This window comes from Streptomyces sp. NPDC107454 (assembly GCF_055582885.1).
In genome coordinates this window covers 1-25,090 of sequence record NZ_JBVJPA010000038.1, presented here as the reverse complement: position 1 = coordinate 25,090, position 25,090 = coordinate 1, and the positions used below count along the sequence as shown (strand labels likewise).

20 protein-coding genes and 3 pseudogenes are annotated in these 25,090 nt (G+C 68.4%); 14 read left to right on the top strand and 9 right to left on the bottom strand.

What is annotated here, in order from left to right:
• Window positions 1–13: 13 nt before the first annotated feature.
• From ACZ69M_RS49890 to ACZ69M_RS49875, 4 genes are all read right to left on the bottom strand, one after another.
• Window positions 14–907, bottom strand: coding sequence for a polysaccharide lyase (locus ACZ69M_RS49890; RefSeq protein ID WP_470060343.1), 894 nt, complete (start codon window positions 905–907; stop codon window positions 14–16).
• A gap of 72 nt (window positions 908–979) precedes the next feature.
• Complete coding sequence (locus ACZ69M_RS49885) at window positions 980–2,773, bottom strand: right-handed parallel beta-helix repeat-containing protein (protein ID WP_470060342.1); 1,794 nt, start codon at window positions 2,771–2,773, stop codon at window positions 980–982.
• The gene (locus ACZ69M_RS49880; RefSeq protein ID WP_470060341.1) at window positions 2,770–4,011 is read right to left on the bottom strand and encodes a glycosyltransferase; all 1,242 of its coding nucleotides are present in this window, start codon (window positions 4,009–4,011) and stop codon (window positions 2,770–2,772) included. The genes ACZ69M_RS49885 and ACZ69M_RS49880 overlap by 4 nt, the downstream gene beginning before the upstream one ends.
• Before the next feature lie 186 nt (window positions 4,012–4,197).
• On the bottom strand, window positions 4,198–5,094 hold the full coding sequence (locus ACZ69M_RS49875; RefSeq protein WP_470060340.1) for a nucleotide sugar dehydrogenase: 897 nt from the start codon (window positions 5,092–5,094) through the stop codon (window positions 4,198–4,200).
• Window positions 5,095–6,990: 1,896 nt separating this feature from the next.
• Between ACZ69M_RS49875 and ACZ69M_RS49870 the strand changes: the two genes are divergently transcribed.
• Window positions 6,991–7,641: a response regulator gene (locus ACZ69M_RS49870; RefSeq protein ID WP_470060339.1), complete on the top strand. Its 651-nt coding sequence runs from the start codon at window positions 6,991–6,993 to the stop codon at window positions 7,639–7,641.
• Window positions 7,638–8,759: a sensor histidine kinase gene (locus ACZ69M_RS49865; RefSeq protein WP_470060338.1), complete on the top strand. Its 1,122-nt coding sequence runs from the start codon at window positions 7,638–7,640 to the stop codon at window positions 8,757–8,759. Before ACZ69M_RS49870 ends, ACZ69M_RS49865 begins: the two co-directional genes overlap by 4 nt.
• A 172-nt stretch (window positions 8,760–8,931) precedes the next feature.
• Here the strand turns inward: ACZ69M_RS49865 and ACZ69M_RS49860 are convergent.
• Window positions 8,932–9,297: pseudogene (locus tag ACZ69M_RS49860) on the bottom strand (protein-arginine deiminase family protein); the annotation flags it as partial.
• Here ACZ69M_RS49860 and ACZ69M_RS49855 point away from each other — a divergent pair.
• Entirely contained in the window at window positions 9,286–9,588 is a 303-nt protein-coding gene (locus ACZ69M_RS49855; RefSeq protein WP_470060337.1) for a hypothetical protein, read from the top strand. The pseudogene ACZ69M_RS49860 and the gene ACZ69M_RS49855 sit on opposite strands and share 12 nt — an antisense overlap.
• A gap of 20 nt (window positions 9,589–9,608) precedes the next feature.
• On the opposite strand, the pseudogene ACZ69M_RS49850 reads toward ACZ69M_RS49855, so the two are convergent.
• Together ACZ69M_RS49850 and ACZ69M_RS49845 are read right to left on the bottom strand one after the other, a co-directional pair.
• Window positions 9,609–10,102 (bottom strand): annotated as a pseudogene (locus tag ACZ69M_RS49850) (transposase); the annotation flags it as partial.
• Window positions 10,103–10,443: 341 nt separating this feature from the next.
• Window positions 10,444–11,808, bottom strand: coding sequence for a hypothetical protein (locus ACZ69M_RS49845; protein ID WP_470060336.1), 1,365 nt, complete (start codon window positions 11,806–11,808; stop codon window positions 10,444–10,446).
• A 499-nt stretch (window positions 11,809–12,307) separates the two neighbouring features.
• Here ACZ69M_RS49845 and ACZ69M_RS49840 point away from each other — a divergent pair, with 499 nt between their 5' ends.
• From ACZ69M_RS49840 to ACZ69M_RS49820, 5 genes are all read left to right on the top strand, one after another.
• Window positions 12,308–13,366 (top strand): DUF418 domain-containing protein, encoded by a 1,059-nt coding sequence (locus ACZ69M_RS49840; protein ID WP_470060335.1) that lies wholly within the window; start codon window positions 12,308–12,310, stop codon window positions 13,364–13,366.
• 11 nt (window positions 13,367–13,377) lie between these two features.
• Window positions 13,378–14,601, top strand: a complete 1,224-nt coding sequence (locus ACZ69M_RS49835; protein WP_470060334.1) for a sensor histidine kinase — start codon at window positions 13,378–13,380, stop codon at window positions 14,599–14,601.
• Complete coding sequence (locus ACZ69M_RS49830) at window positions 14,598–15,272, top strand: response regulator (RefSeq protein WP_470060333.1); 675 nt, start codon at window positions 14,598–14,600, stop codon at window positions 15,270–15,272. Before ACZ69M_RS49835 ends, ACZ69M_RS49830 begins: the two co-directional genes overlap by 4 nt.
• Window positions 15,273–15,585: 313 nt before the next feature.
• A complete protein-coding gene (locus ACZ69M_RS49825; RefSeq protein WP_470060332.1) occupies window positions 15,586–16,155 on the top strand; it encodes a GNAT family N-acetyltransferase in 570 nt (189 codons plus the stop codon).
• Between the two features lie 90 nt (window positions 16,156–16,245).
• On the top strand, window positions 16,246–16,371 hold the full coding sequence (locus ACZ69M_RS49820) for a hypothetical protein (RefSeq protein WP_470060331.1): 126 nt from the start codon (window positions 16,246–16,248) through the stop codon (window positions 16,369–16,371).
• Between the two features lie 206 nt (window positions 16,372–16,577).
• On the opposite strand, the gene ACZ69M_RS49815 is transcribed toward ACZ69M_RS49820, so the two are convergent.
• Window positions 16,578–17,801: an IS701 family transposase gene (locus ACZ69M_RS49815; protein WP_470060330.1), complete on the bottom strand. Its 1,224-nt coding sequence runs from the start codon at window positions 17,799–17,801 to the stop codon at window positions 16,578–16,580.
• 212 nt (window positions 17,802–18,013) lie between these two features.
• On the opposite strand from ACZ69M_RS49815, the gene ACZ69M_RS49810 reads away from it, so the two are divergent.
• From ACZ69M_RS49810 to ACZ69M_RS49795, 4 genes and pseudogenes are all read left to right on the top strand, one after another.
• A protein-coding gene (locus ACZ69M_RS49810) for an IS5 family transposase (RefSeq protein ID WP_470060329.1) occupies window positions 18,014–18,945 on the top strand; the annotation gives its coding sequence in 2 pieces (ribosomal slippage) (window positions 18,014–18,367 and window positions 18,370–18,945; 930 coding nt in all).
• A gap of 70 nt (window positions 18,946–19,015) precedes the next feature.
• On the top strand, window positions 19,016–19,123 hold the full coding sequence (locus ACZ69M_RS49805; protein ID WP_470060353.1) for a hypothetical protein: 108 nt from the start codon (window positions 19,016–19,018) through the stop codon (window positions 19,121–19,123).
• A 75-nt stretch (window positions 19,124–19,198) separates the two neighbouring features.
• A pseudogene (locus ACZ69M_RS49800) lies at window positions 19,199–19,720 on the top strand (transposase family protein); the annotation flags it as partial.
• A gap of 2 nt (window positions 19,721–19,722) precedes the next feature.
• Complete coding sequence (locus ACZ69M_RS49795; protein ID WP_470060352.1) at window positions 19,723–19,986, top strand: polysaccharide deacetylase family protein; 264 nt, start codon at window positions 19,723–19,725, stop codon at window positions 19,984–19,986.
• Between the two features lie 243 nt (window positions 19,987–20,229).
• On the opposite strand, the gene ACZ69M_RS49790 is transcribed toward ACZ69M_RS49795, so the two are convergent.
• Window positions 20,230–20,862 (bottom strand): hypothetical protein, encoded by a 633-nt coding sequence (locus ACZ69M_RS49790; RefSeq protein ID WP_470060328.1) that lies wholly within the window; start codon window positions 20,860–20,862, stop codon window positions 20,230–20,232.
• Between the two features lie 303 nt (window positions 20,863–21,165).
• Here ACZ69M_RS49790 and ACZ69M_RS49785 point away from each other — a divergent pair, with 303 nt between their 5' ends.
• Both ACZ69M_RS49785 and ACZ69M_RS49780 read left to right on the top strand, forming a co-directional pair.
• Window positions 21,166–23,139 carry a protein-arginine deiminase domain-containing protein gene (locus tag ACZ69M_RS49785; protein ID WP_470060327.1) on the top strand — a complete coding sequence of 658 codons (1,974 nt, stop codon included), beginning with the start codon at window positions 21,166–21,168 and terminating at the stop codon, window positions 23,137–23,139.
• Between the two features lie 193 nt (window positions 23,140–23,332).
• Window positions 23,333–24,481, top strand: a complete 1,149-nt coding sequence (locus ACZ69M_RS49780; protein WP_470060326.1) for a sensor histidine kinase — start codon at window positions 23,333–23,335, stop codon at window positions 24,479–24,481.
• The last annotated feature ends 609 nt before the right edge of the window (window positions 24,482–25,090 follow it).

Below are 25,090 nucleotides of genomic sequence, written 5' to 3'. Positions count from 1 at the left end.
ATGCGTGGGTGTTTCAGGCTCCGCTCAGCGGGCCGATGGGACGGGTGGAGACGGCGAAGCCGGCGAAGTCGACGTACTGGACGCGAGGGGTCGCCCAACTCGGATCACCGCCGCCGAAGAATGTGGAGAAGAAGATCCCCTCGATGCCGAGTTCGTTCGTGGTCCGGAACTCCAGGCCGTCGGTGTGGAGCACGGTTCTGTTGTCGACGCTCACGTCGACGGTGCCGTCGGAGCGGCCCGGGGTGTTGAGCCGGACGGCCTGCTCGACACAGACCCAGCGGCCGGTGGGCCAGCGCCAGGCGCCGCGGTCGAGCGACGTGCCGTGCTCGACGGAGGTGGGCAGGTAGGCGTACACCTCGGCCTCGCCGCCGAGGCGCCACATGTAACGAGTGGACAGGCCATCGGCGCCGTCGGGGATCCGTCGGCCACTGGTGACCGTGCCTCCGTACAGGCCGGGCAGCTTGCCGCCCTTGACGAAGTCGAACTCCCGTGGAAAGCGGATGTAATACCTCAGGTGCAGGGCGTCCGTCGGCCCCGACTTCAGGGGGAGGTAGAGCTGAGCGCCGCCTTCCGGCCGGCCGAATTTCCGGGATACCGTCGGGCTCGCCGATCCGGCCGGATACCTGACGCGCACCACCTGTCCCAGCCTGGGATCGCGGCGCGGCAGGAACACGGCCCGCGACAGTCCGAACGAGCCCCTACCTATCGGCCGTACCGTCGGCCCGAAGAACCGCTGCACACCGTTTGCGTCGTCGCTCAGCGCGGTGGTGGGAGCAGGATGCGGTGAGGCACTCTGGCCGCCGCTGTCCCCGTCGCGACCTCCGTGATCCGTCGACGGACCTGAGCATGCGGCGAGCAGGATGAGCGCTGCCGCACCGCCCAGCGCGATGGGTCGCCTTCTACGCATGAAGCCACTCCTTTCCTTGGGGGGCTTGGTGTGGGGCGACAGGCCCCGACCTGTGAGTCGGTTTGTGGGAGTTCAGGCGGTGTTGCGTACATGCCCTGCGACCTTGGGCGCACGCGTGCCGCGGTGGCGCACCTGGTGGATGGTCTGCAGAGCGATCGCCGCAAGCAGTGCGACGATGGCCGCGAAGCCGAGCCAGGGGAAGGGCGGCAGGGTGACCTGCGTGCGGCCGTGGCGCATGACCCGTCCGTCACCGGCCAGTGCCAGCGGGGCCCGGACGCGGGAGTCGGTGACGTCGAGGACGGCACCGCGGTCGGCTTCGACGCCCTTGTGCTCGGCGAGCACGTCCAGTCCGGTCCCCGCCGCGTGTACGTTCGCGGCGAGGTGCAGTCCCCGGTGGGCATCCGTGACGGCAAGTTCGTCGAGACGGGCCGGTGCTTGCAGGTCGACGGCCGTGCTCGCCCCGGAGATCGAACCGCCCTTGACCAACAGATCCGGTGAGGCGGACGCCAGACCCTTGGCGGAGGCATCCGTGATCCGCGCCCGGGTGAGCGAGACATGCGTGGCGGTCGAGGTGGCCGTCACTCCGGTCCGGCAGTCGGCCACGGTCACGTCGGTCAGCGCGACATCGCGTGCTGTGTCGCGCACGATGATTCCGGTGCGAGAGCCGGCGATGCGGGTCTTGGTGACCGTCGTCTTGGGGCCGGACACCTCGATGCCCCGTTCGAAACCGCTCACCGTGCCGCCGACGACGGTGGCGGAATGGATGTCCTTGCCGAGTGAGATCCCGGTGCGGCCGTTGGACAGGCGGGGGTTGTCGACGGTCGTACCGCTGCCGGGTCCGGAGATGGCCAGGGCGACGTCCGTGTGCCGCACGGTCGCGTCGGTGACGGTGCAGTTCCGGCAGGACAGCAGTCGTATGCCGCCGCGTCGATCGGAACGGGAGTCGACGCCGAGGAGTCTGAGGCCGTCCTGGGGCGTGGCCCGGACGCCTATGCCCTTGTTGTCACGGGTGATGACGCCCGACAGGCCCCGCCCGGCGGTTCCGCCGACGACGACGCCGTTGCGGCCGCTGCCCGCGGAGGTCAGCCGTGCGACGGAGGTACCCGTGTCGCGGTTCAGTACGATTCCGTCCTCGACGGAGTTCTTGGCGGTGACGTCGTCCAGTCGGACCCCCGTGGCCCCGGCCAGCCGCAGGCCGGTCCGGTTGTCCTCGAAGGTGGCGCCCAGGGCCGAACCGGTGCTTCCCGTTCCCCAGGTGACACCGGAGAACTTCGCGGGAGCCTGCCCGCGCAGCCCGAAACCGGAGACCGTGCTGTCGGTGACATCGAGCCTGCCGCCCGCCCCCATGTAGATGTACGGGCGCACCGGAGTGCTGTTGCCTGGACTTTCGCCGCCGGGGCCGACCGCCGCGAGCGTGGTGCCGCGTATGTCGAGGCTCGCCCGGCTGCCACGTATCCAGGTGCCGGAGGCCGCGGAGTCGCCCGCGGTGAACAACACCTTTTTGGTCACCTGTCCGATCCGCAGGCCGGCGCCGGGGCTGAGCAGGACCGCGGCCTTGACCTGTACGACGGACGGGTCGGCGTTGCTCTGAGCGATCCAGTTCGGTCCGGTGTTGGCAACCAGCCAGCTCATCGGGACCGCCCCTGCTCCCCGGCCGCGGCGGCTTGTCAAGACCCCTTGGTGGACGAGATCCACCACACCCGGCCGGATCACGATGAGCCGGTCCGGTCGGCCGACGCGCTGCCAGACGGCGAGGTCCGACTGCGCGGGGTCGGCCGCATGTGCCGTCTGCGCCGTGGCGCAAGCCACCGCCAGCGCGGTGAGCACGGTCGCGCCCGCGGTCATCGTGCGGAATGTGCGCTTCATGCGGTCGCCTCGCTTTCGGTGGGCTGTGCCTGGCTCTGGCCGGTGCGTACGACGACGCCGTTCTCGACGGAGACCTGGCGGGTCAGCCAGCGCTGTTTGCGGATGGTGGCGAGCGCGCAGAGCTTGACCACGGCCATGACGAACGACAGGAGCACGAAGCCGGGGATGAGGAAGAAGGAGGACGGTCTGCGCACCAGGTGCGGGAGTATCTTCATGGCCCGGCTGATCCACCACCAGGTGGCCAGGCAGGCGACGAAGAACCAGTCCTGGCGGATCACGGCGAGTGCCATGAAGGCCGGGGCGAGCAGCAGGGTGAAGCTGCTGACCGCTTTGTCGATCATGGTGTAGGCGAGGAACGGGTGGCGCCAGACCCAGCGCCGGGACAGTGCCCGCAGGTCCGACCGCCAAGTGTTGCGCGCCCAGCGCAGCCGCTGCTTGAGGAAGATCCGCAGCGTTCCGGGGAAGGTGGACCAGACCCGTGCCGAACGCTGCATGAAGGCCAGGTGTCCCCGTTCCAGAATCAGGGTCGTCAGCCGTTTGTCGTCGCCGGACATGCACGGGACGCCCATGAAGGTCTCGCTCATGAAGTCGTCGGAGATCTCCAGCAGCAACTGCCGGCGGTATACGGCGGTACGTCCCGACAGGCACGAGACGGCCCGGCCCATCACGCTCTGCGAGGCGTTCTCGTCGAAGTACCGGTAGTCCAGGTACATGTCGTTGACCCGCTGCAGGAAGCCCTCCGGGTTGTAGGCGTTCTGCCGGGTGCCGACCCCGCCGATCTTCGGGTCGGCGAACGGCTTGCACGTCTGCGCCGCCACGTCGGCGGCCCAGATGGTGTCGGAGTCGACAAGGGCGACCAGGTCCGTGCGCGCCGCCTCCCAACCGCGCACCAGCGCGTCCCGTTTGCCGGGCACGTCGGTGATGACGACGGTCACCGGGTAATGGCCGGCGATGTCCTGGCACGCGTGATCGGTCGCGTCGATGACAAGGATGACCTCGTCGACGTCGTTCGAGAGCCAGGATTCGATCGCCCGAGCGAAGATCACCGGGTCTTCCTGGTAGACCGGGACGACGACGCTCATCGGAAGCCGGAAGTCGTTCTCCACCGGCTTGTACAGGGCGGCCGGTGCCCGGCGAACGAGCCAGCAACTCCAGCGCACCAGACCGAGTACGCCCAGCGGCAGGTAGATGAGGTAATACCGGAGAGTGACGAGAGTGCTGTCGAGGAGTCCGTTCATGTGGCCTGTTCTCAAGAAGCCCGCACGGGCGGCGGGGCGGAGTGCGAAGGAGCGGGCGACCGCAGTAGCACCTGACGAACGGAGGCGTCAGCGACTGCGCGGGAGCCGGGACTCGGGTCGGGGGAGCCGTGGGCGTGGGGAACGCCCCAGCTGCCCGAGCCCCGGCGGCCTGCGAGGAGGCCCGCGCTACGCGGCGCTGGAGGTCGGCGATCCGGTCGGCCCGTCGGCTTCGCGGGTCATCCGGTCATTGACCTCGACCACAGCCTTGAGCAGCGGCAACCGCAGGCCGATGGAGTCGGCCATGCCAAGGAAACCCTGGGTGTCCTTGGGCAGGCAGACCCCGCCGTACGCGGCGCCGCCGCGGATTCCGTAGAGAGGGTTGATGGAGCCCTCCGCGGAGCGAGCCACGGTCTGGGCGATGGGCTCCAAATCCAGCCCGAGCTCCCTGCTCACCAGCCACATCTCGTTCCAGAAACTGATCTTCGTGGCGTTGTAGATGTTGTGTGCGCACTTGATCAGCTCGGCTTCGGCCGGGTTCGAGAAGAAGCGTATGTCGCCGCCGAAGGGCTGGAGCAGCTCGCCCAACCGCTCCCGGGTCCGGGCGCTGCGGGCCGCGACCACCGTCATCCAGGGATGCCGGAAGTCCTCCACGGCCGATGCGGCCCGCAGGAACTCGGGGTTGCTCGCGACCGTGAACCCTTCGCCCGGCTTCTTGCCCGAGTGCCGTTCCAGCAGCGGCTGCACCAGCCCCTCGGCGGTGCCCGGCGGAACCGTCGAGCGGACCACTACGACGTGGGACTCGTACGACTCCCGCAGTGCCTCGCCCACGGAGGCGGTGCCCCTCTCGAACGCGGTCAGGTCGTAGGCGTGACCGATATTGGGCGTCGGCAGCGTGAGGATGACGAACGAGCTCGGCTCGGCGCGGAGGTCAAGACCGTCCCGCGCGTCCAGGCCCTCCGAGCGGAGTGCCGCCAACCGCGCCTCGTTGACGTCGACGAACGTCACCTTGTGGCCGGCGTGGAGGAACCCCTTTCCCGTGGCGGTCCCCACGACGCCTGACCCCACGACGAAGATTCGTGCCATGCGAACTGACCTCCTGTGATGTGCGCAAAACCAGGTTCCGAATGCGGAAGCGGATGCGCGGGAACATTTGATGCGTGCGGCTGTGAGTCACTTCCGTGACCGTCACACGGAGCTAGACGAATCATCCATTCCTCGGGTTCCACCAATGCCCGCAAAATCAGATCCGGGGGTGAGGCCAGGAGGGGCACCAATCCGGCATTACGACCCCAGAATCCAGAAAATGAGCAGGCGGGAGCGCATTTGAAAACTCTTTACCCGGGCGGGTGGGTGGCGAGCGGGGGAACGCCGGAGCACTCACCGCAAATGGCCTTTGAACAGGGAAAACGCGATGCTGCGGGCGAGTCGCATCCCACATGGAGATCCTGACGTCAATCCCCCACCCGGCGGGTCCTCCGGCCGCCGGATTTCCAGGTCGACGACCCCCTTCCGGATGGCTTAGGAAATTAAAAATCCGAACCCCGTCGAAAACCTCCGCTCCTCACACCTCTGCGTCGATCGAATACCCGAAAAGAATTCCTCGGTTCAAGGGAGGTGATTCCCGGGAGGTTCGTATTGTTCGGACTTCCCGATTCATGCGACGAGCGACGAGGGGACGCCGCACGAGCCGCGTTCGAGGCCGCCTCACCTGTGCCGTCCTCCCGGCACGGGGACATGGGGCTCCCAGGGATGTGCCCCCACGGTCAATCCCCTTGCTCTAACGATTCAGCCGCGAATACGTGTGAATCTCGTCCGTCGGGCGCGGCGGAGATCCCCGTTCGACGTCCAGCCGTTCACCGACGAAGAGTCGGCCTCCGCAGGCCGGAGCAGGCTGGAATTGCCTCGGCGACCGGGGCGGGAGCCAGAGGCCGCAGTGTGCCGGTGCGGCTCGATGCCCCCCCGACTGGCGGGGGCAAGGCTCCTCGGCCGAACTCGCTGCGCGGGACCGTGTCGTCGGCCTCAGGGCTCGGCGGGGTGAACTCCGGCCCCAGCCGGCGGGTCGCGGTCCTGCGGGCGGCGGGCCCCGGTCCGGCCGTCGCTCTGCTGTTCAGGTCCGCGCCGACCCGGGAACGCCAGGAGTCCGCGATGAGTCTCGTCCAGGTGCTCGGAGGTCTCGGAGGGATGCACGTGACCTGGCGAAACTTCGCGATCACGGCTGCGCGCAGGGGGCAGAGGGTCTGGGCGAGCGCCTCGGCATGGTCGTTGGCGCTGCCGAAGGCACTGGCCTGGACCCAGGCACGCTTGAGGTGGAGATGCGCGAGCACCTCCCAGGTGAAACCCATACCGCCGTGCGCCTGTACGCAGGACGGCTCCGCATCGCGCCGATCCTCAGGATCCGACCACGCCACCTCACGGCACGCGGCACCCGGCTTCGGCGCAACGCGGTTGCAGAAGCTCTTCCTCGGGCGGCATTCCGTCCTGTGCAAGAGCCCAGGTCCCCTGGCCATGGGCTCGTCGTCTGCCCTGCCTACCGAGTGGCGCTCGCATCACGGTGGTACTCGAAGGCTGTGAGCGTCAGATCGTCGGACGCCGTCAGCTGGGGTCTGAAGTTGACGACGCCCTGGGCCCCTGCGTAACACACGGTCGGCCAGACGTGCTGCGCAAGTCTGTTGTACAGGTATGGGCGTACGACGGCCGGGACCGCGGCCCCGGCGGTCACCGTGAGGAGGAGGGCTTCCCCTCACCGTCCGCCGCGGTTCACCGCGCATCCCGAGGCCATGTGGGCTGCGTCATGACTCGAGCATGGACGGCACTTCGCTGGACTCCTGTCCCGCAGATGGTCGGTCTGCCCCCGCCGACCGGCAGAAGAACACCATACGAGTGGCCGGGTTGTCGGGGCGGAGCAACCTGGAAGCTTTCAGCGGCCTCTTAGCCGTGTGCCACAACAGCCGAGGCGGGAGAGCGACATTGATCCGGGTAGTGGTCGTGGACGACGAGGCCCTGGTCCGGTCCGGCCTCGAACTGATCCTCAACTCGGCCGACGACATCGAGGTCATCGCGACGGCCACCGGATTCGAGGCGGTCGGCAAAATCCGGGATACATGTCCCGACGTGGTGCTGCTGGACATCCGAATGCCCGATGTCGACGGTCTGACCGTGCTGAGCAGACTGCGTGCTCTGCCCGAGACACCGGTCGTGGCCATGCTGACGACCTTCGACGCAGACGAGTACATCCTTGCGGCGCTGCGTTCGGGCGCGGCCGGCTTCCTCCTCAAGGACACTGAGCCCGATCAGCTGACCCAGTCGGTGCGGACGCTGGCAGCGGGTGGCGTCGTGCTGTCTCCCAGGGCATCCCTGACACTGCTGAACACCCGGGCGGACTCGGCAGCCGACTCCGCACTGTTGTTAGAGCGCCTCACTGGCCGCGAGCGGGATGTTCTCGTGCTCCTCGCCGAAGGACTTTCCAACGCTTCCGTCGGATCGCGCCTCCACCTCAGCGCCGGGACGATCAAGGACCACGTCAGCGCAATCCTCACAAAACTCGGAGTCAGTACCCGTGTTCAGGCGGCGCTGGTTGCTCAGCGGGCTGGGCTGCTGCGGGACCGGAACGGCCTTGGCGACGCCGGATGAGCACAGGACGAGCAACTTCTCACGGGCGTCTACGGGCCCTGTGCACGACCCTGTGTCTCATCGCTCTGGCGGGGCTGGACCTGAGGCTCGACGGGGCCGACGCGACGCGCCTCCACCTGGCACTGGACTTCTTGGGCCTCGCTGCTGTCGCTTTCCGTAGGAAGGCCCCGCTCGTCGCCTTCCTGCTCACACTGCCGACCACCATGGGTCAGGACGCCACCGTCGCCCCGATCGCAACGCTTTTCACTCTGGCTGAGCGCTCCCGGAACCGTGTCCTGCTGGCTGTGTGCGCGGTGGGGTTCGCGATGGTCAATACCGTCTCAGGGGCACCGGCGGACTTCAACGCCGACGACCAGGTGTGGGCCTTCGTCTCCTTCGTCTACACACTGGCGGCCGCGGCAGCCCCCGTCTTCCTGGGACAACTCGTCCAGACGCGAGGGGACTTGTCAGGCCGCCTGATCGAGATCGAGGAGGCGCGGGAACACGAGCGAGCGCTGCACGAGCAGGCGGTGCTGGCCCGGGAGCGCGCCCGGTTGGCCCGGGAAATGCACGACGTCGTCTCCCACCAGGTGAGCCTGATCGCCGTACAGGCAGGTGCTCTCCAGGTATCAGCCAAGGACGTCGCGGCCAAGGAGGCCGCGAGGAAGATCCGTATGCTGAGCGTCGCGACCCTGGACGAGTTGCGCACGATGGTGGCTCTGTTGCGCGCTTCCGGCGGCGACCCGACAGGGCTCACGCCTCAGCCCACGCTCGCCGACCTGGACAGGCTCGTCGCCTCGAGCGGCATCGATGCGGCGGTGCACGGGGAGCTCCCCGACACCGTGGGCACGCCGACCCAGCGCGCCATCTACCGAACGGTGCAAGAGGCGTTGACGAACGTGCGCAAGCACGCGCCCGGTGCCGATGCACGTGTCGAACTGTGGCGGGAAGGCGATGACGTCGGTGTCACGGTGACCAACTCCCGGCCGTCGAGACCCTCCTTGCCGCTTCCTGGCTCGCGGCACGGTCTGGTCGGTCTGCGGGAGCGCGCGGAGAACCTGCGGGGCGAATTCCTGGCGGGACCGACTCACGAGGGCGGCTACCGGGTGAGTATGCGGATTCCGGAGTCCGCCGAATGACGCGCATCCACCCATCGCCGCGCAGCCGGGCGTGGAAGGTCGGACGTGCCGCCGTCGTGGTCGATGCGCAACCGGCGTCCGGAGACGACCGTTCGGACCACGCTCGCCGTGCGGTATGCCGCTCCGGCCGAGGAGATCGGCATCACGGTGGTCGAACCGGCATCTGCTCAGGTCACATCCGGCGCCGCCACCAAGGGGCGGTCGGATCGCGCAGCGTGTCGGTACCGCAGTGCATCTCGCCCATGCCCAGGTGATATGTGGACCAGTCATCAATGTACGACACCTTCAGGCCGACACGCGTGTACGCGGCCGTGACCGCCTGGGCGAACACGTCCTTGCCGCCAATGACCGGGCCCCACTGGCACGGAGCGAGTTAGTACGTGCGGGAGAACAGCATGCTGTTGACGGCACCGGGCGCGTACGCGCTGGTCACGACGGTCGGGGACACGGAAGCTGTCCGATTCCGTGTCCCCCGGGTGTAGAGCGCGGGGATTCTCACTATCTCGTCGTCGCCGACGCCCGTCTCTTGCTTGAGGAGCACATCGACCAGGAGATCCAGCGATGGCAGGCTCAGCTGACCGCTCTGCGGCAGGACCAGTCGGTCCTGGTGAGCATCCAGCAGGCCCTCGAAACCGCCGCCGCGCAACCCGTGACGCCCGAGACCGACGCACCGGTGCCCTCTCCCGGCCAAAAGGACACCACGCTTGAAACCCTTGTCGCCAGGAACCTGGCCCAGCGCTCCAAGCAGGGCTCCTCGGTCTTCTACACCACCCCGGACGCCGACGTCGCAGCCTCGCAGGACGAACAGGCGGGACACGAGTCGGCCTGAGGCCGCCGTTCGGGGATCATGTGCGCACGGGCGGTTGGGACACCGACGACCAGGAGCAGTCCGTCCGCGTCCGGCAGGACGCGCATCCCGGAACCCGTCGTGCCTCGGTCCAAGGGGCCCGGTTCTCGGTGTTGGCTCCCGTCGCGATCCGGGCGTGAGCTGATTCGAGGACCTTGCGAGAGAGACCGATCAGGCCCGGGTCGGCTCGCCGGTACCGGAGGGTTTCGTGCAGTCGGCTCCACACCCCGGCTCTGGACCAGATCAGAAAACGCCGGTGGGCCGTCGACTTCGAGACACCGAAGCACGGTGGCAGGGACCGCCAGGCGCAGCCGCTCACGAGTACATAGACGATGGCCGCGAACAGTGCCTCGTCGGGGGTGTTCGCCGTGCCGCCGCCCTGCGGACGCGCTCTGTGTTCCGGGATCAGCGGTTCGGCCGTCTCCCACAGTCCGTCAGGCACGATCCAGCTCCATGAAGCCCCGCGCCGGGGGACGTCAACAGCATGGGTCGCCACAGGCGCAGTGGACGTCGTCGGCGGGATCCTGGTGAGCAGGCAGTCGCCCAGCACCACAGTGGGCAACCGACGGGTCTCGGTGGCGGTGAACAAGTTTCGTCCAGCTCCATTCGTGGTCGAAGAGGCCAGGCAAAACTATGGGGTGGGCGGGGTCGGAACACGACACAGTGCGCAGGACCCTACTAAGAGTGGGGAGAGTTGCCGAGCGGCTCCTCCGAAATGAGGAGACGGGAGCTCGTCGTCCGACGGATCGCGGGCAGAACGGCGCCGTGGCCGCTCAGGCTGGGGCCCGAGCGGCCACGGCGATGGCGTACCGTCTGCCGAGGACTAGCGGTTCACGGTCACTTGTTCACGGTGCAGGTGGCGAGGGTGTCCACCTGCCGCTTCCCTGCAGTGCCGCCGATGGCGTTGACGATGCGGTTGATCGTCGCGACCCGCTTGTCCTTGAGCGGCTTCAGGATCGCGTTGTCCACGAAGTTGGCTCCGCCTTGGCCGGCCGAGCCGGCGAGACGCTTGTTGGCCTCCTGGATCTGCGTGGCCAGAAGGGCGAGATTGCGGTCGACCTCGGCCTTCGCCGCGGCGGGAACCGCCTTCAGCCGCGTCGCGACGTCCGGACAGCTCACCGTGTTGGCGGCACCGGCACCGGCGTTGTTGCCCGCGGCACCGCCGTTGTTCCCGTTGTTGCCACAGTTGCCACCCGCGTTGTTCCCGCCGTTGCCCTGCGCAGCGCCGGCACCATTGCCCTGCGCGGCACCCCCGGCATTCCCCTGCGCGGCGCCGTTGCCCTGCGCGGCACCCCCGGCATTCCCCTGCGCAGCACCCCCGTTACCCTGTGCCGCACCTCCGGCATTCCCCTGCTGCATACCCGCGTGGCCGTTACCCTGCGCGGCGCCGTTGCCCTGCGCGGCACCCCCGGCATTCCCCTGTGCCGCACCTCCGGCATTCCCCTGCTGCATACCCGCGTGGCCGTTACCCTGCGCGGCGCCGTTCCCCTGCGCGGCACCCCCGGCATTCCCCTGCGCGGCACCGTTACCCTGCGCAGCACCCCCGTTACCCTGTGCCGCACCTCCGGCATTCCCCTGCTGCATACCCGCGTGGCCGTTACCCTGCGCGGCGCCGTTCCCCTGCGCGGCACCCCCGGCATTCCCCTGCGCAGCACCTCCGGCATTCCCCTGCGCGGCACCCCCGGCGTTCCCCTGTGCCGCGCCGGCGCCGTTGTTGCAGTTGCTCGCGTTGTTGCCGCCGGCGTCGCCCGCGTTGCCGCCGTTGTTGAGCGTGCAGGTGGCGAGGGTGTCGACCTGCTGCTTCGCGAGGGGGTTACCGATGGCACTGTTGATGCGGTTGATCGTCGCGACCCGCTTGTCCTTGAGCGGGTTCAGGATCGCGTTGTCCACGAAGTTGGCTCCGCCTTGGCCGGCCGAGCCGGCGAGACGCTTGTTGGCCTCCTGGATCTGCGTGGCCAGAAGGGCGAGATTGCGGTCCACTTCGGCCTTCGCCGCGGCGGGAACCGCCTTCAGCTGCGCCGCGACGTCCGGACAGCTCACCGTGGAGGCGGCGGACTTCGTCGTCGCCTTGGAGTCGTCGCTCGAGCCCGACTGACTGGCCAAGGCGGAGCCGGTGATCACCGCTCCGGACAACACCACCGCGGCGGTCCCGCCGATCATCGCTACGCGGCGCTTGCGGTACTTCGGAAGAGCCCTGGACATATTGATACCTCACTCTGGATCAGGGGGGTGGCATCCGCCGGTGGTCGGCCGGTCGGATTCTCAAACGCGGCGCCTGCGTTCGGAGGGAAGTACGTGAACACGCCGCCCTGTACTCAGCGAGCCATGAGATTTCTGCGAATTTATTTCGAATAAGCCTCCCAACAGCGTGTCCTATGTGGCACTCGAGAATTGCGCGCCCGTCGGCACGCTGTCCCTGCACACCGGCTCCCATCGTCCTCCTCCAAAGTGATGAGGCCCGTTCCCTCCCTTCGGCTGTAGTGGCCGACGAATCACCTCCCCTAGCCTCCCGTTACACAAAAGGCAGATGAAGTCGGGCGGGTCCGGTCCTTGGACGCGCTTCGAGGAATAGCCATCGTGGGAACCTTGCTGACGAACATCTGGTCCTTCGCTCAAATTTCGGTGGGTCCGAAGGAGAAGAAAGGGAAAGTCCTGACGGGTGTTTTCGGGGAGTCCTGGCAGCAGGACATCGGTCTCCGGCATGCTCTCCAACGGAAAATTCCTTTCCCTCCTGTCGATCCTTTTCGGCGTCGGAATGGCCATCCAGTTCAACGCCGCGCTCCGCCACGGAAACCGGTTGACCTGGCGCTACGAGTGGCGTTCGCTCCTGCTCCTGGCCGACGGCTTCGCGCACTTCGCGCTGGTCGTGGAATTCGACATCCTCATGTGTTACGCGCTGGCGGCGATGGCGGTCGCGCCTTTGCTGTGGCTGCGGACCCGCTGGCTGGTCCTCGGAGCTGTGTCGACGGGTGCGTTCCATGTGTTCATGCAGATCCGCGACATGAGAAGGGATTTCGCGCCCACGCCCATTACCGACGAAAGCCTGCCGACGACCGGCGACAGCGGCCTCTGGCCTGCGCCCACCACCTATTTCGACGAGGTCGTCGGCCGGCTGAGCAACTTCTGGGACCTGCGCTCCGAGGCATTCGTCGTCGCGCCCCCGCTGTCGGCCTTCCTGTTCATCACCGGCGTTCTGCTGTGGCGCGCGGGGCTGTTCAAGAGCGATGAGCGGGCCAGGCGGCTCAGCACCCGGCTGGCAGTAGCGGGTCTGGGCATGGGCTTCCCACTCATGGTGTGGACCTCTTTGGAACTACCCGGATACGAGGTCCCCGACTATGTGTTCCGCTGCACCATCGCGCCGGTGGTGGCGTTCGGTTATCTGGGGCTCGTCCTGTTCCTGCTGTGGCGCGGCGGCGGACATGGCTTCCTCTCCCGCCAGTTGGCCGCGGTGGGCCGGACGGGCCTGTCGTGCTACATGCTGCAGAACGTCATCGCGATGGTCACGTTCAGCTCCTGGGGCCTGCGGCTGGGGCCACTGGACAATGTAGGCACGATCGTCGCCTGGGCGGTGATCAGCGGGATACTGATGCTCGCCGCGACGCTGTGGCTGCGGCGTTTCCGGCTGGGGCCGTTCGAAGTGGTGTGGAGGGCCGCCGTCGACGCGCCCTTCCGCCGTCGCGGCCGCGGGAACGCCGAAGAACGCGCAGCGGCGCAGCGACCGCGCCGCATCGACAACAACGCCCCCTCTGGGGCACCGTAAACGGAGTTCTCATGACCAGCACGTCGAGCACCTTGCCCGTGGTGGTGCGCCATACGCCCGACGTACCCCGCCCTCACCTCGCGACGGTGGCCGCGCTGATCGCCGTGGCGGCCGGGCTGGACCTCGGCGACCTCTACTGGTTCGGTTTCACGATGTACTGGCCGGCCGTCCTGGCCGTTTCCGGGGTCTCCCTGGGGTTGTCGGTCGTATGGCGCCGTACGCGTCCCGTCGCGGCTCTCGTCGTGGCCGCTCTGGGATACCTGGTCGCGTGGGCCGCGGTGGTCTCCCTTCCGCAGCCGGGACTGCTGCCGACCATGGCGCAGGCCGCCGTGTGGGTGGTGGTGTTCAGTCAAGTCGCCGAGGGCACCGGCCGGATGCGGCTCGTCGGCATCACCGTGCTCGGTGTCTGCGTAGCGCTGGAGGCCCTGCAGAGCATCCAGATGATCGGCCAGAGCGAGGCTCCCACGGCGATGGTCCTCTACGATGCGTTGAGCTTCACCTTCCCCCCGCTCGTCCTGTGTGCCGCGGCCGACGCGGTACGCGGCCGGATCCAGCTGGCCACGGCACAGGCCGAGCAGGCCGAGCAGCTCCGTGAACTCGATGCGTGTGCCGCGGCACACGACGAACGGCTCCGTCTCGCCCGGGAGTTGCACGATGTCGTCGCCAACAGGCTGAGCGCGGTGGCCATGCGGATCACTGCGGCCGGTCATGTCCGCAGGCCTCCCGCAACCACCGAAAGCGAGGTCCTCGACGAGATCGGAAAGGAGATCGACGCCGCGCTCGGCGAGTTGCGGAGCATGCTCGGGACGCTGCGCAGCGACCGCAGCGGCACGGAGACCGCGGCCCCGCCGACGCTGGAGAACGTGGGGGAACTCGCCGACCGCGCCCGCCGGGCGGGTGCCGAGGTGGAGGTCGTCGTCGCCGGAACGCCGGTTGCGCTGCCGAGCGCGCTGGACCTGACGGCCTACCGCATCCTCCAGGAGGCCCTCACCAATGTGAGCCGTCACGCCCGGCCGCCGCACGCGACCGTCAGGGTCGAGTACCAACAGGACGGTGTGCACCTGCGAGTCGATGACGAAGGCCTGGACACTGTGGCGGGGGCGCCGCCGGGCCATGGAATCATCGGAATGCGCGAACGCGCGGCACTGTGCGGCGGCCGGGCCACCGCGGGAGCCCGCCCGGGCGGGGGCTGGACCGTCGAGGCGACCCTGCCCCTGCCTGAGAGGACCACGTGACAGTCTCCATACTCCTCGCCGACGACCAGGACATGGTGCGCACCAGCATGCGCATCATGATCGATGTCGAACCCGACCTGGACGTGGTCGGGGAAGCTGCCGACGGGCACCTCGCGGTCGAGCTGGCCGCCCGTCTGCGCCCGGATGTCGTGGTCATGGACATCCGGATGCCACACATGAGCGGTGTGGACGCTACACGTGAGATCGTGAACCTGCCCGACGCGCCGGCCGTCCTGGCGCTGACGACCTTCGACCTCGACGAGTACCTGTTCGGCGTGCTGCGCGCGGGCGCCGTCGGTTTCGTCCTCAAACACGACCCGGCGTCCACCCTCATGGAAGGCATCCGGGCCGTCGCCCGGGGGGAGGGCTTCGTCTCACCGGGACCTACACGCAGACTGATCACCCGAGTGGCCAAGGACGGCTTCGATCCCGTGCCCCTGCCCAAGGGACTGACTCCCAGGGAGCACGACGTCCTCGTCCTCCTGGGGCAGGCTATGAGCAACACACAGATCGCCCGGCAACTGAACATCGAGGAGAGCACGGTCAAGACACATGTCCAAGGCGTACTGACCAAGCTCCACGTCCGCACCCGCGTCCAGGCCGCGCTCGTCGCCAGCCGGGCCGGCCTGGCCGACGGCCCCAAACCGGCCGGAAAGCCGGAAGGTCCCTGACCGGCCCGGGAAACCAGCCGTATCCGGTGCATGGCCTTGCACAACTCGCTGCAGGGCAGGGCGACAGCGGGAGACCGTCCTCGCCCGGACGGCGGGGGCGTGGGCGACAAGGGGCGCAAGCAGGCGGGAGGCCGCCGCCGCGCCGCCCGGGCCAGCGGCTAGGAGCGTGGGTCAGTAAACGACTCCTGGAATGCCGCGCCTCGTGGTGAAGTGCGGCTGCCGAGCGCTGCTCTTGAAAAGGCGTGGCTGCCGGGCAGTCGTGATGCGAAAATCAGTCCGCAACTTGATCCACATCCGCGTCCCGGAGGTCCGCATGGACGTCGCCTCGCTGCTGCCGTTGACCACGGCCCGGTTGTCGCTGCGTCTGTTCACTCCGGGCGACGCCGACGACCTGTACGTCTACCAGAGCCTGTCGAGCGTGGCGCGCTACTTGTACCGGCCGGCGCACACGCGTGAGCGCAGCGAGCAGGTTGCCGCCGAGCGCGCGGCGCAGACGGCCTGGCGCGCCGACGGGGACAAGCTGGCGCTGGCTGTCTGCCGACGCGATGAGCCCGGCGTCCTTGGCGAGGTGAGCCTCGCCCTGGCCGATGCCCGCGCCGCCCAGGCCGAGATCGGCTGGACTCTCGACCCAGGTCACCAGGGGCACGGCTACGCGACCGAGGCGGCCGCGGCGCTGGCCGGGTTTGCCTTCGACACGCTGGGCGTGCACCGGCTCTACGCACGGCTGGATGTGGAGAACACCGGGTCTGTGCGGGTCTGTGAGCGCCTCGGGATGCGCCGGGAGGCGCACCTGGTCGAGAACGACCTCGACGGGGATCGCTGGGGCAGCGAGTACATCTACGCGGCGCTGTCCGCGGATCTGGGCAGTCGATCAGGCGATTGAGCCCGACGCCGCCTCCTGTTCGTGATCTTCCATATGGGAGAATCCTGGTATGTCTGGTGGGGATGGCCTGTTCGAGGTGGATCCGGCGCGGTGGTTCAGCCGGAGACCTCGCCGACGGTGGTCGCCGAGTTGATTCAGCGTGGATACACCGAGCAGTTGGTCCTCTCTCATGACCTGCCCAGCTTCACCGACCTGCTGCCCGAAGAGGACTACTAGTACTCCAGCAGGATTTCGCTGTCTGACCTGGTCTTTCGCCGGGTGGCGGGAGTGTAGCGGGACTTCGATCGTGCGGGGGCGGTCTCACGGAGACCGCCCCTCGATCGTGCGACAACGCCGCAGGTAGTGACAGCGGCGGGCGACTGCTTGGCGTTGGCGGCGCCAGTTCGACCAGCTCAGCGCGTGGTGTCGTCCGCGGTGTCCGCTCAGGTGCGGGGGCCGGGCACGACAAGCTGCCAGGAGTCGCCGAACCTCCGCCACTGTGAGCCCGATGAGCCCGGGTGTCTCACCTGTTCCGCCCCCTTTTCCCAGGGCCGGTGTGCCGTGGCGGCCAGGAAGGCGTGAGCGAGCATGGCCAGAGTAATGTGCCGATACCAGCCCACGTAGCGGCGGACCTCGTACTGATCCATGCCGCACTCGTTCTTCGCGGCCTGGAAGCACTCCTCGATCGCCCAGCGTGCCCCGGCGACCCGCACCAGCTCCTGGACGGTGACCTGCAGGCGTGCGTAGGCGAGGTAGTAGGCGATCTCGTCGGGCTTGCTGATGCTGCGCCGGGCCAGTGCCCACCGCATCCGGTGAGGGACCTCGCCCTGATAGTCGAATTCGGCGACGGCCGGCAGCCGCACCGCTGCCCAGTGATAGACGCGGGGCCCCTTCGCGCCGTCGCCGCATGAGATCTTCTCCCATGCCTCGGCGGGTGCCTGAGCGAACAGCCCCTCGATCCGTGAACAGCCCACGCTGAACTGGGACTTGGGCACGGCCAGCACGTAGCCGACACCCGACTGTTCCAGCAGCCGACGGAATCGGTTGTCCTGGCCGTAGGCGGAATCCGCGGTGACCCAGGTAATGGGCAGCGGCGAGGCGAGGGCCCGCAGCACCATGTGCCGAGCCAGTTCGCCCTTGGTGGCGAACTCCCGCTCGTCGGGGACCCTTGCGGTGCGGCAGCGTTCCCGGTCCTCGGTCCAGGACTTCGGGAGGTAGAGCTCTCGGTCGACCAGAGCCCTGCCGCGGGTGGTGGCGTAGGCGGCGAAGACGCCGATCTGGCAGTTCTCGGTCCGGCCGGCGGTTCCGGAGTACTGGCGCTGGACCCCAGCGGAGGTGGTGCCCTTCTTGATGAACCCGGTGTCGTCGATGATCAGGACACCGTCGCCCTCGCCGAGCTTGCCGGCGACGTATTCCTGCAGGTCGTCGCGGATGTCATCGGGCTCCCACTTCGATCCGGCGAGGAGGTGCTGCAGGCCGTCAGGGGTGGAGTGGCCGGCCTGTTCGGCCAGCTGCCAGCTGTTCTTGCGGGCTACCGGGGCGAGCAGCCCGCGCACGTAGTCCCGCATCCGGCGGCGGAGCTCGACTCGGCCGAAGCGGTGCCCGATGGTCAGGAAGAGGTCATCCAGTTCGAGGTCCCATTGCGCGGCGGCAGACTCGGTGATCACCCTCGGAGGCTGCCCCGCTGCTGTCACTACCTGCGGCGTTGTCGCACGATCGAGGGGCGGTCTCCGTGAGACCGCCCCCGCACGATCGAAGTCCCGCTACACTCCCGCCACCCGGCGAAAGACCAGGTCAGACAGCGAAATCCTGCTGGAGTACTAGGCGCTGTTTCTCGGATCTCCTTACGTGAGTGGGGTGTTGGGGGCAGGCTGGCTGCATGGGACGCGGTGATCTGGCGAACGCGGAGTGGGATCGGCTGGAGTCGTTCTTACCTCGTGGTGGTGCGCGTGGAGGCCGGTGGAGCGATCACCGACGGGTGATCAACGGAGTGCTCTACCGGGTCCGCACCGGGGTGCAGTGGCGGGATCTGCCGGAGCGGTTCGGGCCGTGGGAGACGGTCTACAAGCGTCATCGCCGCTGGTCGGCGGACGGGACCTGGCGGATGCTGCTGTCGAAGGTGCAGGCCGCCGAGGACGCGGCCGGCCGGATCGACTGGGACGTGTCGGTGGACTCCACGGCGGTGCGTGCCCACCAGCACGCCGCCGGCGCAAGGAAGGCACCGCCCGCCGTCGTTCCTCCAAAAGGGGTCCTCCGGCGGACGAACCAGGTCGATCCGGTGCTTCGGAAACTGCTCGTCCGACTGGAGGAAGTGGTCAGATCGGCGAGTGTCTGGGACGCTCCCGCGGCGGCTTCACCACCAAAATCCACCTCGCAGCCGACGGACGATGCCGGCCGCTCGCACTCCTCCTGACACCCGGGCACTACGGAGACGGCCCCCAACTCCGCCTCGTCCTGGAGCAGCTGTCCGTGCCCCGCATCGGAGTCGGTCGGCCCCGCACCCGCCCCGACCATGTCCTGGCCGACAAGGCCTACACTTCCCGCGAAAACCGCCACTACCTGCGACGACGCGGAATATCGCACACCATCCCCGAACGGCTCGACCAGCGCCGGCACCGCCATGCCCGCGGTTCTCGCGGCGGTCGGCCCACCGGGTTCGACCGCGAGCGTTACAAGAAACGCAACACCGTCGAGCGGGCCATCAACCGCCTGAAGGGCTTCCGCGCGGTCGCCACACGCTACGAGAAACGGGCCTATACCTATCTCGGCACCGTCACCTTCGCAGCCCTCATCATCTGGCTCCGCACATGATCCGAGAAACAGCGCCTAGGACACTACGTCCTACAAGGACTTCCCGCGCTGGACCGAGCTCCAGCTCAGCATCTTCCCCGCCCTCCGCGAGCATGGCGCGACTGACGCTCAACTGGACCAGATCATGTACGCCAACCCTCGGCGACTCCTGGAGACGCGCGATCTGGGCGCCTATTGAGGGTCTGTCCAGCCAACAGCTCTGGTCCGTAATCGGTGGTGACACCGAGTAGCGACACGTGATCATGATCTTGTGATGGATGTCAATGAGTTTGTGGGTGTGGTGTTTTCGGGACTGTCGGCCCCCGTCGTCGAGGCCGTGACGGACGAGGGAGACGTCATCTGGGTGGCGGCGCGGACGCGGGACGATCCGGTGTCGTGCCCGGTGTGTGGGCAGCCGACGGGGCGGGTGCACGGCTTCCACGGACGGAGGGTCGCGGACGTTCCGGTGGATGGACGGCGGGTCGTCGTCTCGGTGAGGTTGCGGCGCCTGGTGTGCCCGGTGCTCGGCTGCCCGCGGCAGACGTTCCGCGAGCAGGTTCCCGGTGGCGTGGAGCGCTACCAGCGTCGCACCAACCGCCTGACTGGCCAACTCGGCTTCGTGGTCAAGGTGTTAGCGGGCTGGGCGGGCGCCCGCCTCTCCCGCGTGCTGGCGTGCGCGATCTCCCGTTCGACCGCTCTGCGGATGCTCATGCGCAGAGCGCTGCCGCCGCTGCGCGTCCTGCGCGTGCTCGGCGTCGATGACTTCGCCCTCAAGCGCCGGCACCGCTACGCCACGACCTGGCCCCCCCGGACCTCACCAAGCTCACCCCCGATGAGGTCGCCGCCCAGCTGTCCCGTACCAGCGCCGCCATCAAGGCCGCCACCGGCAAGGAGCCCACCCTCTTCCGCCCGCCCTACGGCGCCATCAATTCCACGGTCCGGTCCGCCAGTCAACTCTCGTCCGTGCTGTGGGACATGGACACCGAGGACTGGAAATACCGCGACGCTGGCAAGGTCGCTCAGACGGTCATCGCCAAGGCAAGCGCAACGACGTCGTCCTGATCCATGACATCCATCCCACTTCGGTTGCCGCGGTCCCGTAGATCCTGCGCACGCTGACCGCCCGCGGCTACCGCTTCGTGACCGTCAGCCACCTGCGCGCCACCCTCTGACCGAGCGACGGGGCGGCACCCTTGGGCCGTTCGATGCGATCGAACTCCTGCCCTTGAATGCGGCGCCCCCGTCGCCCTGCTCACCCGGCCGTCCGCCGCGACGTCATCCAGCGCGCGCCACCAGGCGCAGCTGTCAGCGGTCAGCTTTTTCGGACTGTGCCTCGGCCTCAGGCGTATCTGCCGACTCGGGCGCGGGGGCGGTGTAGAAGACGGACCTGCCCTGCTTGGTGCGCTCAGCCTGGCTCCTGGCCGCGAGCCCCTCGAGCGTGACCCGCACGACCTTGGTCGTGAACTGGCGCCCGGGGTGCGCCTGGCTGAGCGACGTGGAGATCTCCGCAGCGGAGCGCGGCTCGTTCAGCCCCGCAAGGTGGCGGCGAATGAGCTCGACCAGGGTCGGCTGAGTCCCCTTCGCGGCACTCGCCGTCCGGGCTGCGGGCTTGTCGGCCGCCGCCCTGTCCCGCGCGGCGTCGGACTTTGGTGTGCTCTGCTTCCTGCCGCGCGTGGCACCGGACTTGCGCCGGGGAGAGGGCACGGCGGCACTTTCGGACTCTGCCGCAGGCTCGACCGGCGCTGGGGTGATGCCCAGCGCCTGCTGCATGTTCACCAGCACGGTGTGGTCATGCTGCAGGACGGCAAGCTGCCCCTTCAGGGAGGCGATCTCCGCACTGATACGGTCCTGCTCCTTGACGTTGCGTTCCAGGTCACCGGTCACCTGGGCGACGTACTGCGATGTCAGTTCAGTGGCAGGAGCCTCTGTCTCGGGCATGGCGCTGACCTTTCTTCGGCGAATGACCGTGCTGTGAGGCTGTGCCGCATGGGGGGTGACGCCCCTTGGCGAGGGCTCGGCAGCCCGGCCGGGACGCCACAGGTTCCGCAAGTTGACTTGGCGTAACAGATGGTACGGACAAACAACGCCGACTGTTCCTGCCGCGTGGTGCTCTCTTGTCCCGGAGCAATTCTCAGAACGATCTGTCAGACCTCGGCATGAGCCTTTGTCACACAGTGAACGCACAGCCGGTGCTTCCTCCTCTTGCACAGTGCACACCCCCCAACCGAGGAGGAACGCCCTGTGAGTTCACTGAGGCGCATACGTACGAACTCTGCGGGGCCAGTGGCCCTCGCGCTCACCGCGGTCGTAACCGTCCTGACCGCGCCGCCGTCACCGGCCTCCGCGGCGGGACAGGCCGCACAAGCTGATCTCCGCGCGGACGTGAACCGCGACGGGCGGGTCGATGTCACCGCAGACACCGATACGACGGGTGAGGACACCTGGTCCCTCGGACGCGGAGCGGTCTACCTGCCGAACATCGACGACGACACCAGGCGCTGCGCGATCGCCGGCCCCGGCGGCAGACCGCTGCCCGACGCCAAGTTGGCTGCCTGCAACGACGCTTCCGACACCCGTGTCAACGGCTCGGCCGACGCTGCCGACCTTGCCCGGATCCGCTCCGTACCGATGGCGAACCTGCCCCGGGGAGCCAAGGGCACCCTGAAGGCCGTCACGGGAGCCAAGTACACCCATGTCTTCCTCAAGCGCGCCGGCAGCTGGGTCCTCGTCACTCCGCGGACCGTCCTTTCGGCTACTGAGCTGCGCTCCGGTGTCGAGTTCGGGGTCGAGGCCACCGACGTGATCAGGGACACCCGGAAGTGGGATGGCAGGACGGTCATCCGTCTCACCGTGACCTCGGGCGACCAGACCACATCCGACTCGGTCACTTTGCGCGTCGCCCCGCTCCTGACCCACCATCATCTGCAGCAGACCCAGCAGATGATGGTCACCAAGCTGCGCGGCGACGGCGCGTACGAGCGTCTGCAGCGCAAGTTCGTCAACGAGTTGAAGAGGGAGATCGCCAAAGCCGGCATCGGCGGGCCGCTGGTGACGTTCGACAAGTACGGGGACCCGTGGGCACAGGACTTCGTCGAGCCCGCCTACGTCAGCATGACCGGAACGGACGGGCGCCCGCGAGTGATCCGTGTGATGCTGCGCTCCGCGCAACCGGACCGTGAGGCCGGACGGGAGCTGTTCGAGAAGCTGCGCAGCAAGGACGTCGGCGTCGTCCAGGCCTTCGACAGGTCCGCACCGGCAGACTGGTCGCTGAACTCCATGGGGAACCTGGAGACCATCCCGCCCTACGCCCTGGGCGGCCGTTCGTTCCCGGCCGGTCGGATCATCATGGGCTGGCGAAAGGACAGCGGTCAGCGGCCATCGACGGCGATGCGCACCCTGTTGAAGTCCCAGGGCCTGCAGGAGCCGTTGCTGCTGGACACGTCCTGGCTGGGCGTCGGGCATGTCGACGAGTTCGTGCAGTTCCTGCCAGCCGACACCCCGCGCGGCTGGCGGATCGGTGTCGCGGACCCCGAGGGCGGCCTGCAACTGCTGCGTGACGCCAGGCGCGCGGGCCATGGCGGCACCAAGATGTTCTCCGTCTCGCGCTTCGGGAACCAGCAGGCACCTCAGGAGACCATCGACCAGGCCCTCGCCTCCCGGCATCTGGTCGCCGACAACGCCATGGCGGCCCGGCGGATCGCGGCCAACCTCGAGATCCTCAAGCGGGAGACCGGTGTCATCGACGACGAGATCGTGCGCGTGCCGGCCCTGTACACCCGCGAATCGGAGGCCCGGACCAAGAACGGCATCGACGTCCCCGTGCCCCGGCTGACCCGCATGGGCGCCGCCACACCCGTGCCGGACCTGCTCAAGGAGCACGGCCAGCAGCATTGGCTCACCCGGAGCGGGAACAACACCGCCGCGGCGGCTGCGCAGACCGTCACGACCAGTGCGTACGTGCCCGGGGCGGTCAACGGCATCCTCCTCAGCCGCGACCGTTACCTCGCTCCCCGCCAATGGGGCCCCGTCATCGACGGCAAGGACATCTTCACCGAGGCCGTCACGGCCGCCTACGCGCGGGTGGGCCTGAGGGTGTCGTACATCGACGACTGGTACACGTACCACCTCGGCATGGGGGAGGTGCACTGCGGTACCAACACCCTGCGCGATGCCTCCGCCGCATGGTGGCGGCCCACCGGAACCCCTCGGCCGTAACACCCTTCGCCCTCTGGGCACGGGCAACTTCCGGGCCCCGGCTCCGGAAGTTGCCGTTGGTCAGGGTCTCCGGAGCGGGGAATGCCGGCACGCAGAGGCACAGGGCGCACAGGGGGCGCCCTCCGTGAAAGTAGGGGGTGGCACGACAGGCCGCCGCGCGAGGCGGACATGTGATCTGCCTAAGATTGCCGACGTGAGCTGGAAAGACGCCACGACACGGGCGGCAGTCGGGCGGGCCGGGCTCGTGACGCTGTTCGTGGCGGCCGTGATGATAAACGCGGTACAGATCAGCGACAGGCGCTATCTGGTACCCGTCAGCGCCCTAGCCCTGCTGTGCGGGGTGGCCTTGCTGGTCCCCCGACTGCGTTGGCCGCTCGCCCCACTCCTGTGCGGTGCGGCTGTGGCCTGGTGGGGATGGCCGATGCTGACGCTGCTGTCGGTCGCCTTGTACGACCTGGCGGTGGCCCGCCGGACCTGGTGGGCGGTCGGATGTGCCGCTGCCGCGCTGAGCGCCAACCTGCTCGGCTATCCGATCACCTCGGTGTGGGGGGTGGACCGGTACGCAGCCACACTGCTCCAGCCGTCGCTGGCCGTAGCCGTCGGCCTGTGGCAGGGCAACCGTCGGCGTCTGCTCCAGGCCCTGGCCGCTCAGGTCGAACACCTGCGTACCGAAGCCGAGCTGCGCGAAGAAGCAGCCCGAGCGGCCGAGCGGTCCCGGATCGCCGCCGAGATGCATGATGTGCTGGCCCACCGCCTGAGCCTGATCGCTCTGCACAGCGGCGTCCTGTCCGCCCGCCGTGACGGCTTGCCCGCCTGGGTCACCGAACGCCTCGCTCTGCTCCGCGCCGCATCCACCGAGGCTCTGACCGACCTGCGCAACGTTCTTGGCGCACTGCGTGACCACGACGCCATGGCCACTCCTGTGCTCCAGCCCGTCCTCCAGGACGTGAACGAACTGATCGGTCAAGTGGCGGCCGCCGGGCAGCGCGTCGAGTTGACGACCCGCGGTCTTCGCGAGCAGGTTCCCGTCACGCACCAACTGGCCGTGTACCGCATCGTTCAGGAGGCTCTGACCAACGTCCGCAAGCACGCTGACGGCGCCAAGGCGACGGTACGCATCGACTACCGGCCGCCGACCACACTCGTCGAGGTCACCAACACCCCCGGCACCCACGGCGTGAGCCCCATCGGCTCCGGCTACGGACTCGTCGGTCTGCGGGAACGCGTCACCGCCCTCGGCGGTGAGCTGAACGCCGGACCGACCGTCGCCGGCGGATGGGCGCTCAGCGCCCGCATCCCCCACCCCACCGACACAGGGCAGACCGGCAGCATCCCCACATGATCCCCGCCGTGACCGTCGACGCCGCGGCCCTTGCCGACGTCACAGCGACCAGGACCCTGCCGTCGGCATGCCTCCATGACCGTCCACGCCTGCCGGCCGGCCATCGCGGCCTGTATCGCCTGTGCCCGGCGTGATGGCAGAGACCACGCTCCAGGCCCGTGGCCGGCCTTGTCCGACCGGGGCTCGCCCGCAGCCTCCTCCGCGTCCGTTCCTCCCGAGGAGAGCGACATCGCCTGTGCTCCCGGGGCACAGGCAACACCTCGCCAGGTCACGGACACCCCGTGGATGTGAGCGCTCACCCGGCGGGAGACCTCGCGTGTCTCAGCGCGCTGGCGCCCGCGGCACGCCTCGCACCGGACGGCCCGACGCGTTGCGCGCCGCATGCCCCCGGCGACACCGCCGACGAGACGACGCACGCCTGGCGATCACCACACATGACGGGCACCGAAATCCTCAAGGACAGAAGTAGGTCCCGGTATCGAGATCCGGCCGCACGCCGGAAACCGACCCTCTCAGAGGGCCTTAAGTCCGTTTCTGGTAGCGGCCTCGTCCCGGCTGGGTGAGGAAGCCCTGGCGAGTGAGGCGTCCGAGGCGGCTGCGGGTGATGTT

Excerpts from the sequence above, each read along its gene's own strand:
- ACZ69M_RS49890 (WP_470060343.1), bottom strand. The coding sequence starts at position 907 with ATGCGTAGAAGGCGACCCATCGCGCTGGGCGGTGCGGCAGCGCTCATC.
- ACZ69M_RS49885 (WP_470060342.1), bottom strand. The coding sequence starts at position 2,773 with ATGAAGCGCACATTCCGCACGATGACCGCGGGCGCGACCGTGCTCACC.
- ACZ69M_RS49880 (WP_470060341.1), bottom strand. The coding sequence starts at position 4,011 with ATGAACGGACTCCTCGACAGCACTCTCGTCACTCTCCGGTATTACCTC.
- ACZ69M_RS49875 (WP_470060340.1), bottom strand. The coding sequence starts at position 5,094 with ATGGCACGAATCTTCGTCGTGGGGTCAGGCGTCGTGGGGACCGCCACG.
- ACZ69M_RS49865 (WP_470060338.1), top strand. The coding sequence starts at position 7,638 with ATGAGCACAGGACGAGCAACTTCTCACGGGCGTCTACGGGCCCTGTGC.
- ACZ69M_RS49845 (WP_470060336.1), bottom strand. The coding sequence starts at position 11,808 with ATGTCCAGGGCTCTTCCGAAGTACCGCAAGCGCCGCGTAGCGATGATC.
- ACZ69M_RS49840 (WP_470060335.1), top strand. The coding sequence starts at position 12,308 with ATGCTCTCCAACGGAAAATTCCTTTCCCTCCTGTCGATCCTTTTCGGC.
- ACZ69M_RS49835 (WP_470060334.1), top strand. The coding sequence starts at position 13,378 with ATGACCAGCACGTCGAGCACCTTGCCCGTGGTGGTGCGCCATACGCCC.
- ACZ69M_RS49825 (WP_470060332.1), top strand. The coding sequence starts at position 15,586 with ATGGACGTCGCCTCGCTGCTGCCGTTGACCACGGCCCGGTTGTCGCTG.
- ACZ69M_RS49790 (WP_470060328.1), bottom strand. The coding sequence starts at position 20,862 with ATGCCCGAGACAGAGGCTCCTGCCACTGAACTGACATCGCAGTACGTC.